Genomic DNA, 12,643 nt, shown 5'->3' with positions numbered 1-12,643 from the left:
TTCAATTGAAAGGCAAAAATAATACTTTTTTATTTCGTATAATCCTTAAACATGTAAATCCATGCTAATCTTGAAAAGCGGAGATTGAAAGAAGTAAGCAAAGTAATCACCACAGCGATAATGGGAATGATTCTCAAATCGAAATTTTTCTCGAAGAAAAACTGTGCAATACAATATGTCGCAATTCCCTGAGCCACTGTTAATCCATAGTTTACATACATTGCTCCAAAGAAGTAGCCAGGTTCTTTTTGGAATTTATAATGGCAGTGACTGCAATATTCATTCATTTTTGGTAAACCAAAATTGAAGAAAATATTTTTGTCTGTAAAAACTTTTCCTTTATGACAAATAGGACATTCGTTGCTTAAAATATGAGTTAATGCGCTTGACATGACTTTATTGTTTTTTGTTTATACAAAGGTAATTCAGAGGTTTATAAAAGTCTTTTTTATATCTTCGCTTATTATAGCACAATAAAGACATTTTGTTTGTTTTTTTGCTTGTATGTGAAACTCGATATAAATGGCACGCGGATGACGCGGGTTAAGCGGATTTCCACGGATAATATAAAAAAATCAGTGCAAATCTGTATAAACCCGTGTCATCCGCGTGCAATAACTCTCATTTCAAATGAAAAAATATCCCATTTATAGTGTTCAGAATTTTAGTTGTAACGATATTCACCGCGATTTTTACGTAAATACTTTTGCAGAGCATTTAAAAAGTCACAGTTTTGTCGAAGAACCACATCGGCATGATTCCTATTTAATGGTCTTTTTTACGAAAGGTTCGGGATTGCATGAAGTCGATTTTGACCAGTTTGAAATTAAAAGAGGAAGCCTTTTTGTGCTGCAACCTGGACAAATGCATCATTGGAATTTATCTGAAGATATCGAAGGTTTTGTGATTATCTTTTCTCAGGAATTGTACAATTTGTACTTCGGACAAAAAAAAATCAACGATTATAATTTTTATCATTCGATTCATAACCGACCAGAAATGGTTTTTGAAGAAAATGAAATTCCGAAAATCCTTCCATATTTCAATTTATTGATTCAAGAAAATAGTCAAAACAACAAATATCAATTAGATAAATTGTTGAACTTGCTTGATTGCATTCACATTGAAGTTACTAGAAAATACAGTGAAACGTATTCGCATCAAACGCATTCGTACAATATCAAAATCAATACATTCGAATCGCTTTTAGAAGAATATTTCAGAACCGAAAAACTGCCTTCCTTTTATGCGGAAAAATTAAATATCACGCTGAAACATTTAAACAGAATCTGCAATGAAATTCTCCAAAAAACAGCAACAGAAGTAATCACAGATCGTGTTGTTTTAGAAATTAAAAGAATGCTGATCGACAAACAACTAGCCGTCAATGAAGTCGCTTTTAAAGTCGGCTACGAAGATTACTCCTATTTCTCTCGATTCTTCAAAAAACAAACTGGAATGTCGCCGACAGAATTTAGAAATACAGTGCGTTGAGTTTTATGGCCACGAATTCACGAATTTTTTATACGCAAAGGTTATAAAAAAATAATTCGTGAATTCGTGGCTAATAAAAAAAGCCCTGCGAGTAAACGCAGAGCTTTTAACCAACCAATTAAATCTAATCTAAAACCAAAAGATTAAGCTTGTTTTACGAATTGTAACTCAATGTTCAATTTTACTTCTTCGCCAACTAAAACTCCACCAGTTTCAAGAGCTGAGTTCCAGTTTAATCCCCAATCTTTACGATTGATTTTTCCTTCTATGCTTAAACCAACTTTAGTATTTCCCCAAGGATCAGTCATGATTCCGCTAAATTCAACTGGGAATTTTACTGTTTTTGAAACACCTTTGATGTCTAGATCTCCAGTTAATTCAAATTCGCCATCATTAATTTTTTTGAAAGCAGAAGATTTGAAAGTTAATTTTGGATGATTCTCAGCATCAAAGAAATCGCCGCTTCTCAAGTGTCCATCACGATCTGCATTTGCAGTGTCGATTGAAGCGATATCCGCAGAAAAACTAAAATCTGCATTGTCAAAGCTTTCTCCTTCTGTGATTGCAGAAGCATCATAAGTTCCAAATTTTCCTGAAACATTAGTAAACATCATGTGTTTAACTTTAAAACCAATTTCTGAGTGAGTTGGGTCAATTGACCATTTTGTAGTTGCCATAATTTTATTTTTTTAAATAATTAATTTGTTTCATTTTGATAGGACAAAGTTACGTTGACAGTTGTCCTGAAGCACTTAACCTAGATTAAGAAATAAAAAATGTGATAATTTTTTGATTATCACATTTGTATAATTGTTTGTTTCTCTGAGCGAAGTCGAAGAGTTATTTAGCATTATTCATATAAAATGTCAGCGCTCCAGACGGACATTTATTTACAGTCGAAATTATTTTCTCAGTTGTAGATTTTTCGGGGGTAATCCATGGTTTTTCTTTCGGGCGGAAAACATCAGGATTGTTTCTAACGCAATTTGTCGAATGAATGCATTTTCCAGATTGCCAGACAATCGTTACTTCTCCGTTTGTATATTCTTTAGTTAAGTTGTCAGGGTTCATGATTTTCAAATTTTAATGATTAGCTTGATTTTACATTCAGACCAATTTTCTTATTTATAAAGTTAGTCTTTCTTTTTTGGTTTTCTGAAAAATAGAGCAAAAAAATAAACGATAACAATCTGAAATTCAGATTGATTATCGTTTATCGAAAAAAAGTATTAACTGTAGTTTGTAAATTAATAATTCATCGGAATGTCCATTAATAAAAATTCAGAATCTGTATTCGCTTTAATGTTTAAAGTATCAGTTCCTGAAATTCCAACCGCGTCACGAGAGTTTAATTCTTGACCGTTGATGGTTACATTTCCTTTTAAAACGAAAGCGTAAACTCCGTTTCCTTCTTTTTTGATTTTATATTCAGTTGTAACTCCAGAATCGAAGTTACCCATATTAAACCAAGCGTCTTGGTGAATCCAAACACCTTCATCATCTGCATTTGGAGATAAAACCTGAGATAATTTGTTATGTCTGTCAGCAACATCCAGAGTAATTTGCTGATAACGTGGCGTAACATTTCTTTTATTTGGAAACAACCAAATCTGCAATAATTTAGTCTGTTGATCTGCATTCGGATTAAACTCACTATGTTGAATTCCAGTTCCTGCGCTCATTACCTGAATATCACCATTTTTAATGATTTCAGTATTTCCCATGCTATCTTTATGAGCCAAATCACCTTCTAACGGAATCGTAATAATTTCCATATTATCATGAGGGTGAGTTCCAAATCCCATTCCGGCAGCAATCGTATCATCGTTCAAAACACGAAGCGCCCCAAACTGAATTCTATCTGGATTGTACCAGCTTGCAAAACTAAAGCTATGATAAGCGTTTAACCATCCGTGATTTGCGTTTCCTCTTGTGTCTGCTTTGTGCAATACTATATTTTCCATGATTTTGTCCTTTTGTTATTTTTATAGTACAAAGATACGGTCATGGTAAAGGAAAAGCACTTAACCTAGATTAAGAAAGATTGTGAGGTTCTGAGATGCTAAGATTCTAAGGTTTTCTTTTTAGATGCAAAGAAACAGAGTGGCAAAGGTTTAAAGGTTGTTTTAAACGTTCCAGAGGAACAAAAGATATTGTAGGGATGGATTTTAATCCATTCTACGCATGCAAAATCGCCAATTTTTGTCATCTCGACGAAGGAGAGATCTCCGCAAGTAGCTCTGTAAAGATTGGTAGTATTACTATAGGAGTTTCTAGTATTCTAATCATTGGTTAGTTTACCGTCGGGATATTTGTAAAATTCAAGATCTAATAGATAAAGACTTGCATTTATTTTTTCACTATCAAGTTCTTCAACTTCTTGATCTCTTAATTTTCCAATTAAAGTATTATTTGGTACTTTTTTAGGATTGATTAAAGAAATTGCATCTTCAAGAATTTTTGCGGTTTTAGTTTTGCCATTTCTTTTTAATGCTTTTAATGTTTCAAAACAATTTTGTCCGCAATTAAAAAAGTATTGATTAAATCCGCCATTATTGACTTCCATTTCTAATTCTTCAATGTTAGCAGTTGGTTTAGAGTTTTTGCTTCTTTCTTTACTAAATGAATTTTGGCTGAAACAACTTAGAGATGTTATTAGAAGAAATAAAATTAATAGATTGGTTTTCATTTAAAATTATTGTGGTAAATACTTATTGTGATTTTAAAAAATAAACTATTTTATTCTAATCAATTTCCCTTTTCCAGTTGTTACATCTAAGTAATTAGCATCATTCCTATCATGCATATAAAACTCAATAGTATCCTTTTGAATTTGATCTATCGGAATAGTTATAACTAAATCCATATTTATGAAATTCTCTAATAGTATTGAATTTTTTCCATAAGAAACCTTTCCTTTAGGGACATATTTGTTGTCAAAAACAAAAATACTATCCTTAAAAGTGATTTTATCTTTTTGGATATATTGATTTTCGTCTTCTATTAAATAATTGTAACGGCCATTAAGTTTGTCTGTTTTCTGATTGAAATTGAAAGAAAGCAGAACTATAAGTAAAGATAAATAATGCATAATATTCTAACTGTATTGATTCATAAACTGCTGTACAACGGCATCTGTATTTTCGTGGCGTTTCTTTTTCTCCAAAACAATCGGCGGAGCGCTTCTTTCTAAACAATCTTGTACGGCGCAGGTTTCGCAAGTTACACCTACAATTCGTTTTACCAAAGGTTTTCCGTCAATGAATTTAAATTTCTTTTTCATTGCCGGATTTATTAGAATTCCAACAGAAATGCTTCTGATGTAATTTTCAGCAAAAGGATCCTTTGTAGCCGATGAAAAAACCAAATATTCGTTGCCACTATTGGCGTAACTCGAAATCTGAGCATCAAAAAAATGAGGTTTATTTTGTCTGATGGCTTCGTCAATGGTTTTTACCGAAACCCATCTTCTGCAATAATGTTCATTCGTTTCGTTGGCGTGCGGTTCCTGCTGATGCGTAATATGTAATTCTTTATTAATTTGATAAAAATCCGATCCAGGACGATGTGATAATCTCAAGAAAAATAAGTTTTTCAATTGAAAATCTTTTGGTAATAAATTGGTCAATCGCTGATAAAAAGATTCTGGCGAAACTTCAAAACTTTCAATTAAAGCGACAAATTCTTCCGGTTTCGGATTTTCGTTTTCTAAAAAAGCATTGATTTTATTGACAACCAATTTTCTTGGCAAAAGTAAAGCGCCAGCAAAATAAGAAGCATAAAAATTATTCAAAACCTGATCAAAATTTTCAAACTTAATCCAGCTGAAAGTCAGCAGACGATCTGAAATTTTCAAATAATTATAAGCGATTTCTTTGGCTAAAATAAAAGCTTTTTGAGGATCGTCTAATTCGGTTGAAAGCAATAAAGTTCTGCTTTTCGGAACATAGATCGAACGTAAATCGTCTAAAGCTTCCTGATCGGTAAAAGCAATTTCTTTTATGTTGTATTCGTATTCTTCTTTTAAAATCGCTTCCAGTTCTTCAATGCTGATTTTCGAATCTAAATTAATCTGAAAGGACTTCGAAAAAGCGATTACTTTTTCTTCTAAATCTTCAAAATAATTGCTGTGCGCTTCCTGATACGATCGTAAAGCAGCAAGAAAAAAACTTTCTCGGCTTAAATTATAATGCTGTGCAATTTCAATAATCGTACTAATAAATGCATTGACTTTTGCCGGAGCATTCGCAATAATATCAATTAAATCAGCTTCCTGAATTCCGAAAAGCTCTAGCGGAATCTCTTTTAAAATTCCAGATTTTAAGATTTCGCCAATCGGAGCGAGATTGTTATCGAGTTTTAAAGACACCATTTGGTCGTAAGTCACGTCCAAATGTTCGCATAAAAGCAAAATTTTATCTGTTTTGGGATATTTTTTTCCCTTTTCAATCTCGTTTAAATACGATTTTGAAAGATTCGTCAGTTTGGCCAAACCAAAAAGTGACAAGTTCTTTTGCGTGCGAACTTGCTTCAACTTTAGCCCAAAAATCAGCTTTATATAGTCTTTTTCGATATCCATAATGTCAAATATAGAAATTCTAAAAACAATCGCAAAATAAATATTTTTTAAATTTAGCGAACGTTCGCTTGTTTTGTAAAAAACTTTTTTATAACATTGTACTGTCGAAACGAATTAATTATGAGTTAGTTATGATTTATTGGTTTTGATAAAATGAAAAAGGATTAAGAAGAAAAACTTTTTAGTCCAATAAAAATTAAAATCTGCAGCTATGAAAAACCAATTAGAGATTACTGAAATGGCTATAGAATTCCTAGCCGACAAAAAGCTTGCTTATCCAAAAATCTGGACCGAAGAAGCGACTGCGTTTATTACCGAATTGCACAAAAAATTCGAATCGCAAAGAAAATTACTGCTTTTGCAAAGAGATCAAAAACAAGTTGCTTTTGATCAGGGCGTCATGCCGGTTTTTACTCCAGAAACAAAAAGCGTCAGAGAAGGTAATTGGACGGCTGGAGAAATTCCGAAAGATTTATTAGACAGAAGGGTAGAAATTACTGGACCAGTTGATCGCAAAATGATTATCAATGCTTTGAATTCGGGTGCGAAAACGTTCATGGCTGATTTTGAAGACAGTACTTCACCAACTTGGAAAAACCTAATGGATGGACAAGTGAATTTAATTGATGCGGTGAACAAAACCATTACATATACCGATTTGGTAAAACAGAAATCATATCACTTAAATCAAAAAATTGCAACATTAATTGTTCGCCCTAGAGGTTTGCATCTTCCTGAAAAACATGTTTTGATTGAAGGAAATGAAGTTTCAGGATCGCTGGTAGATTTTGGTTTGTATGTTTTTCATAATCACAAAAGACTTTTAGAAAATAACTCTGGACCTTATTTCTACATTCCGAAATTGGAACATTATCTGGAAGCAAGATGGTGGAACAGCGTAATTGATTTTACCGAAGATTATTTGAAACTGAAAAGAGGAACGATAAAAGTGACGGTTTTAATTGAAACAATTACGGCAAGTTTTCAATTGGATGAAATCATTTATGAATTGAAAGAACATATTGTGGGCTTGAACTGCGGGCGCTGGGATTATATTTTCTCATACATTAAAAAGTTTAGAAAAAATCCAAAATTCATTGTTCCAGATCGCGATCAGGTAAATATGACTTCGCCTTTTATGAATGCGTATTCAAATCTCGTAATTCAGAGATGTCATAAAAGAGGAATCCATGCAATTGGCGGAATGGCAGCACAAATTCCGATTCGGAATAATGATGAAGCCAATGCAATTGCTTTCGCAAAAGTAAAAACCGATAAAGAACGCGAAGTTCGAAACGGTCACGACGGAACCTGGGTAGCGCATCCAGATTTGGTTCCGCTCGCAAAAGCTGTTTTTGACGAAGGAATGCCAAGCCCAAATCAGATTCATATTAAAAGAGAAAACCGCAAAATAACAGAAGAAGATTTAATTGAACCACCAATTGGCTTGATTACAGAAAATGGTGTTCGAAAAAACATCAATGTTGCGGTTTTATATCTGGCTTCATGGCTGAACGGACAAGGTGCTGCCGCTTTGCATAATTTAATGGAAGATGCTGCCACTGCCGAAATTTCAAGATCGCAGTTGTGGCAATGGCTTCAGAATAAAGTGATTTTGGATAACGGCAGAAAATTAGATTTGGTTTATTATCACGAATTGGCTTTGGATGAATTCCAAAAGATCAAAACAGAATTAGGCGAAGAAAAACACGAAGAACAGCAATTTCCATTAGCAGAAAAGGTATTGGAAAGATTAGTTGTAAATGCAGATTTCGTTGATTTCTTAACGATTCCGTGTTACAAATATCTATAAATCAATTTTTAAACACATAGAAACATAGGTTTTAGTTTTAATAAAAAAGGTAAAAGAAAAACAAGTTTTCACACATAGCTATGTGCATTGAAACTAGTGAAACGCCTTTAATCGCAATCCCGATAGCTATCGGGAATGATTCTATGTGTTAAAATTTAACTCGCGCAGTATTTCAAGTTTCAGTAAAAAACTGAACACTGATCCCGATAGCTATCGGGAGCGACTGTAAACTTACTAACAAACCACTTAACTATACTATTTATGAAAACAACAGAAGACAGAATTCAGGAATTGATTAACGATTGGATTACGAACCCGAGATGGAAAGGAGTGGAGCGTCCTTACACTGCGAGTGAAGTAGTGACGCTTCAGGGATCGTATAAAATTGAGCATTCTATTGCAAAAATGGGTGCAGAGAAATTATGGAGAAAGTTAAAAAGTCAGGATTATGTAGCGGGTTTGGGAGCTTTAACAGGAAATCAGGCGATTCAGGAAGTTGATGCCGGTTTAGAAGCGATTTATTTGAGCGGATGGCAGGTTGCTGCTGATGCAAATTTGGCGGGCGAAATGTATCCAGATCAATCGCTGTATCCTGTAAACAGTGTTCCGATGGTGGTAAAAAAGATCAACAATGCTTTATTGCGTGCCGATCAGATTCAGACTGTAAATAAAATTGAAGATAGAAAAGATTATTTAGTGCCAATTGTGGCTGACGCCGAAGCAGGTTTTGGAGGAAATTTAAATGCTTTCGAATTAATGAAATCAATGATTGAGGCTGGAGCTTCTGGCGTTCATTTTGAAGATCAATTAAGTTCTGCTAAAAAATGCGGACACTTAGGAGGAAAAGTTTTGGTTCCAACACAGGAAGCAATTAACAAATTAATTGCGGCTCGTCTGGCTTCAGATGTTATGGGAGTTCCAACTTTAATTGTTGCGCGAACAGATGCTGATGCAGCTAATTTACTGACAAGCGATGCAGATCCAAGAGATCGTAAATTCTTAACAGGAGAAAAAACTGCTGAAGGTTTCTTCTATGTAAACAACGGAATCGATCAGGGAATTGCAAGAGGTTTGAGTTACGCTCCCTATGCCGATTTGATTTGGATGGAAACCAGCAATCCCGATTTAGATTACGCGAGAAAATTTGCAAAAGCAATGAAAAAAGAATTCCCTGATAAAATGTTGGCGTACAATTGTTCACCTTCTTTCAATTGGGCTGCAAAATTATCAGTTGCCGAAATGGAAACCTTTAGAGAAGATTTAGCTGCAATGGGATATAGTTTCCAATTCATCACTTTGGCAGGATTCCACGCTTTGAATACAAGTATGTTCGAATTGTCAAAAGCCTATAAAGAACGCGGAATGGCAGGTTATTCTGAATTGCAGGAAAGGGAATTCACTCTCCAAAAAAACGGATTTAGAGCTGTAAAACACCAAGCTTTTGTGGGAACTTCTTATTTTGATGCCGTTCAAAACACGGTTATGATAGGGAGATCATCAATAACGGCAATGAAGCATTCTACAGAGGTTGAGCAATTTTAATTTTTTTCCGCCACGAATTCACGAATTTTTGCTTTCAAAGATTGTCAAAAATAATTCGTGAATTCGTCGCGGAAAACTTTATTTCTTCAAAAGGCGAGCTTTCATTTTGCTGAAAAATTCAGGTGTTACACCAATGAAAGATGCGATTTGTTTTTGAGGAACTTTATGAACCAATGTTCCGTATTTTTTAGTGAATTTTTCAAAACGTTCTTCAGCAGGCAAACTTAAGTTGTCCATTAATCTTTGCTGATTCGCAACTAAAGAATTCTCAATTAAAATTCTGAAAAAACGTTCCAATTTCGGAATTTCAAGATACAATTGTTCCTGATTTTCTTTCGATAATGAAACGACTTCTGCTTCTTCCAAAACTTCAATAAAAAGTTGTCCCGGTTTTTGCGAAAAATAACTGTACATGTCGCTCATCCACCAACCCTCGCAGGCAAAAGAAAGAACGTGTTCAACAATATTATCGTTGATATTGAAACTTCTTAAAATGCCAGAATTTACAAAATACGAATGCTTGCAAACTTCGCCAGCATTTAATAAAAGCGTTTTTGTTTTGTAAGTATTTGTTTCTAATTTAGATAAAAAAAGCGCCTGTTCTTCTGGAGTCAGAGAAACGTGTTTGGCAATATTTTCGAGAATTAATGCCATTATTTTTTGTCTTCTATTAAAGTAAATGAAGTTGCTTTAAAACGATTGCCTTCGATTTTTCCCGTAACAGAAGCTTTTCTGATCGCATTGCAAAAACCATCTTTCGCGTGAGCATCACCATGTTGGTCAATTTTTGTTCCGTCAACAAAATAGCTTTTTCCATCAATTCGAACAGCTAAATCACAGCTTTCGCCTTTCATTCCGAATTGGCATTCTCCGCAAGATGCTTCAACGACTGTTGGTTTATCAAATTTCTTTTTGCTTTGTGCTTGTACAGCGATTCCGATAAAAAGGAATGTCGCTAATAATATATTTTTCATGGTTAAGAATTTACAGTTATTAATTTCGCGGTTTCTTTAGCGCGTTCCGTTACTTCGTTAATTGGAGTTGAAAGCGTATCGTGACTTAAAACGACTCCCATTCTTCGGTAAGGTCTTGAAGTTGGTTTTCCGAAAATCCTGAAATCGGTTTTTGGTAAGGCGGCTACTTTTTCGATTCCTGTAAAAGTTGGATTCGTAGAATCTTCTGAAGCTAAAATTACAGCGCTAGCTCCAGCTTTTTCTAAAGTAATTTCGAAAATTGGAAGACTTAAAATTGCTCTTAAGTGCAGTTCGAACTCGTTGAAATTTTGTGTTCCTGCCAAAGTTACCATTCCCGTATCGTGTGGGCGTGGTGAAAGTTCAGAAAAGTAAACGCCTTCATTAGTCAGGAAAAATTCAACACCAAAAAGTCCGGCACCGCCAAGTGCTTCGGTAATTTTTTCGGCCATATCCTGCGCTTCGTATAAATCTTTTTCTGAAACTAAAGCAGGCTGCCAGCTTTCCTGATAATCGCCTCTTTCTTGTCTGTGGCCAATTGGCGAGCAGAATAATGTTGGATTGCCATTTTGAGTAATCGTTAAAAGCGTAATTTCTGAGTGGAAATCTACAAAAGCTTCTACAATCACTTCGATAACGTCGCCACGCGAACCTGCAACAGCATATTGCCAAGCTTTTTCGATATCACTTTCAGATTTAATTGTTGATTGTCCTTTTCCAGAAGAAGACATTAAAGGTTTTACCACACACGGAATTCCAACTTCCTGAACGGCTTTTTGAAGTTCTTCTGCTGATGTCGCGTATTGGTATTTTGCTGTTCGTAATCCGAGTTCTTTTGCGGCTAAATCGCGGATTGCTTTACGATTCATGGTAAAGTTGGCCGCTTTCGCAGAAGGAACAACAGTAATGCCTTGTTTTTCGTAATCGTAAAAACGTTCGGTGCGAATGGCTTCTATTTCGGGAACGATGAAGTCTGGTTTGTGTTTGGCTACGATTCGGTCAAGTGCTTCGCCGTCAAGCATATTAATGACTTCAAACCCATGTGCAACTTGCATTGCTGGTGCATTTTCGTAACTGTCAACTGCGATTATAGTTTGTCCGATTCGTTGTGCAGCGATTACAAATTCTTTGCCTAATTCGCCTGAACCTAGGAGTAGTATTTTCATTTTGGAGTAGTGTATTGTTGAGTAGTAAAAGTAAAGAAAAAGCTTCTTTTAACCGCAAAGTTCGCAAAGATTTACGCGAAGAACGCTAAGTTTTTGTTTTTAAGTTAAAAGTATGCTTGTGAATGGTTCTCTCGCAGATTTTGCAGATTCGGCAGATTTTTTTAAGATGAATTGCCTCCAGCTTTAGCTGGAGGAATGAAGGTTGGAATGTTCAAGGCTTTAGCCGAACTTATTTTTTGGGCTAAAGCCTTGTTGAGGATAATTATTTAACCTCCAGCTAAAGCTGGAGGCAATTCACTCTAAGATTGTGTGTTTTGATTGATTTTAACAATTATTAAACTGCTGAAAAAGACAAGAATCATTAAAATAAATGATAAAAATAAAATCGTGAGTATTGAGAAAATGATTTGATCTAAGAATTGTGAATGTAATGGTGCTGAAATTCCATTAACAAATTTCTCAATAATGTAAATGATGAAAAGCGCTATAATTATTTTTGAACTTACTCCAAAAGAAAATTGAGAACAGGCTTTAAAATAAGAGATTTGATTTAATGAAAAACTGATTTTTTTCGCGGTATTCCAAAAGAGAAACACAATAAATAATGGAAATAGAATTCCCCAAAATATTGGATTCCAAAACATACCAAAATCACATATTTGAATGCATAAATCAATAAAAAAGCTTTTTGAAAAAATAAGAAATGGAAAAAATGAACTCACAAAAAGTCCTGCAATGATTGCGTGTTTCTGAATATTAGTTTTTGATTCCATCGAATTTTTTAGAGTAAATATAAAGAAAATTATTCTTTCGCAGATTTGGCGGATTCGGCAGATTTTGTTCGATTTTAAATTTGATTTTGCAATAAGTAACCACAACGTTTGTCATTTCGACGAAGGAGAAATCTACGCGAGTAGCTCCATACAGAATGGCGCCAATCTTTGTAGAGTTTCTTGCGGAGATTTCTCCTTCGTCGAAATGACAAGACTGCGGAAAAATGTCATAAAAAAAGTTCGCAAAGATTAATTTAAAAATCTTTGCGAACTTTGCGTAATTCTTTGTGCCTTTGCGGTTAAAA

13 protein-coding genes are annotated in these 12,643 nt (G+C 34.4%); 3 read left to right on the top strand and 10 right to left on the bottom strand.

From position 1 onward, the window contains the following. Positions 1-29: 29 nt before the first annotated feature. Positions 30-392, bottom strand: a complete 363-nt coding sequence (locus tag AAYQ19_RS17060) for a DUF983 domain-containing protein (protein WP_343537886.1) — start codon at positions 390-392, stop codon at positions 30-32. Between the two features lie 238 nt (positions 393-630). Between AAYQ19_RS17060 and AAYQ19_RS17055 the strand changes: the two genes are divergently transcribed. Then, positions 631-1,494 carry a helix-turn-helix domain-containing protein gene (locus tag AAYQ19_RS17055; RefSeq protein ID WP_343537885.1) on the top strand — a complete coding sequence of 288 codons (864 nt, stop codon included), beginning with the start codon at positions 631-633 and terminating at the stop codon, positions 1,492-1,494. Between the two features lie 143 nt (positions 1,495-1,637). Here the strand turns inward: AAYQ19_RS17055 and AAYQ19_RS17050 are convergent, their stop codons facing one another. The 6 genes from AAYQ19_RS17050 to AAYQ19_RS17025 form a co-directional block, all read right to left on the bottom strand. Further along, a complete protein-coding gene (locus AAYQ19_RS17050; RefSeq protein ID WP_343537883.1) occupies positions 1,638-2,171 on the bottom strand; it encodes a YceI family protein in 534 nt (177 codons plus the stop codon). Between the two features lie 163 nt (positions 2,172-2,334). After that, positions 2,335-2,565 carry a (4Fe-4S)-binding protein gene (locus tag AAYQ19_RS17045; protein WP_343537881.1) on the bottom strand — a complete coding sequence of 77 codons (231 nt, stop codon included), beginning with the start codon at positions 2,563-2,565 and terminating at the stop codon, positions 2,335-2,337. A 176-nt stretch (positions 2,566-2,741) separates the two neighbouring features. Further along, complete coding sequence (locus tag AAYQ19_RS17040; protein WP_343537879.1) at positions 2,742-3,458, bottom strand: pirin family protein; 717 nt, start codon at positions 3,456-3,458, stop codon at positions 2,742-2,744. A gap of 317 nt (positions 3,459-3,775) precedes the next feature. Beyond that, positions 3,776-4,183, bottom strand: coding sequence for a DMP19 family protein (locus AAYQ19_RS17035; RefSeq protein WP_343537878.1), 408 nt, complete (start codon positions 4,181-4,183; stop codon positions 3,776-3,778). Positions 4,184-4,228: 45 nt separating this feature from the next. Beyond that, positions 4,229-4,585, bottom strand: coding sequence for a hypothetical protein (locus AAYQ19_RS17030; protein WP_343537877.1), 357 nt, complete (start codon positions 4,583-4,585; stop codon positions 4,229-4,231). A gap of 6 nt (positions 4,586-4,591) precedes the next feature. Further along, entirely contained in the window at positions 4,592-6,073 is a 1,482-nt protein-coding gene (locus AAYQ19_RS17025) for a helix-turn-helix domain-containing protein (protein WP_343537876.1), read from the bottom strand. Between the two features lie 211 nt (positions 6,074-6,284). Here AAYQ19_RS17025 and aceB point away from each other — a divergent pair, with 211 nt between their 5' ends. Beyond that, positions 6,285-7,886 (top strand): malate synthase A, encoded by a 1,602-nt coding sequence (gene aceB / locus AAYQ19_RS17020; protein WP_343537875.1) that lies wholly within the window; start codon positions 6,285-6,287, stop codon positions 7,884-7,886. A 261-nt stretch (positions 7,887-8,147) separates the two neighbouring features. Continuing rightward, positions 8,148-9,428, top strand: coding sequence for an isocitrate lyase (aceA, locus tag AAYQ19_RS17015; RefSeq protein WP_343537873.1), 1,281 nt, complete (start codon positions 8,148-8,150; stop codon positions 9,426-9,428). Positions 9,429-9,506: 78 nt separating this feature from the next. On the opposite strand, the gene AAYQ19_RS17010 is transcribed toward aceA, so the two are convergent. From AAYQ19_RS17010 to purT, 3 genes are read right to left on the bottom strand one after another with little or no spacing between them, the layout of a single operon-like run. Further along, positions 9,507-10,082, bottom strand: a complete 576-nt coding sequence (locus tag AAYQ19_RS17010) for a Crp/Fnr family transcriptional regulator (RefSeq protein WP_306159527.1) — start codon at positions 10,080-10,082, stop codon at positions 9,507-9,509. Next, complete coding sequence (locus AAYQ19_RS17005) at positions 10,082-10,402, bottom strand: DUF6370 family protein (protein WP_343537871.1); 321 nt, start codon at positions 10,400-10,402, stop codon at positions 10,082-10,084. Before AAYQ19_RS17005 ends, AAYQ19_RS17010 begins: the two co-directional genes overlap by 1 nt. Positions 10,403-10,404: 2 nt before the next feature. After that, positions 10,405-11,565 (bottom strand): formate-dependent phosphoribosylglycinamide formyltransferase, encoded by a 1,161-nt coding sequence (purT, locus tag AAYQ19_RS17000; RefSeq protein WP_343537870.1) that lies wholly within the window; start codon positions 11,563-11,565, stop codon positions 10,405-10,407. Positions 11,566-12,643 lie beyond the last annotated feature (1,078 nt).

The sequence above is a fragment of the Flavobacterium mesophilum genome, from assembly GCF_039581405.1.
GTDB lineage: Bacteria > Bacteroidota > Bacteroidia > Flavobacteriales > Flavobacteriaceae > Flavobacterium.
Note: the sequence above shows the minus strand (reverse complement) of the source record. Positions and strands in the feature narration are given on the sequence as shown.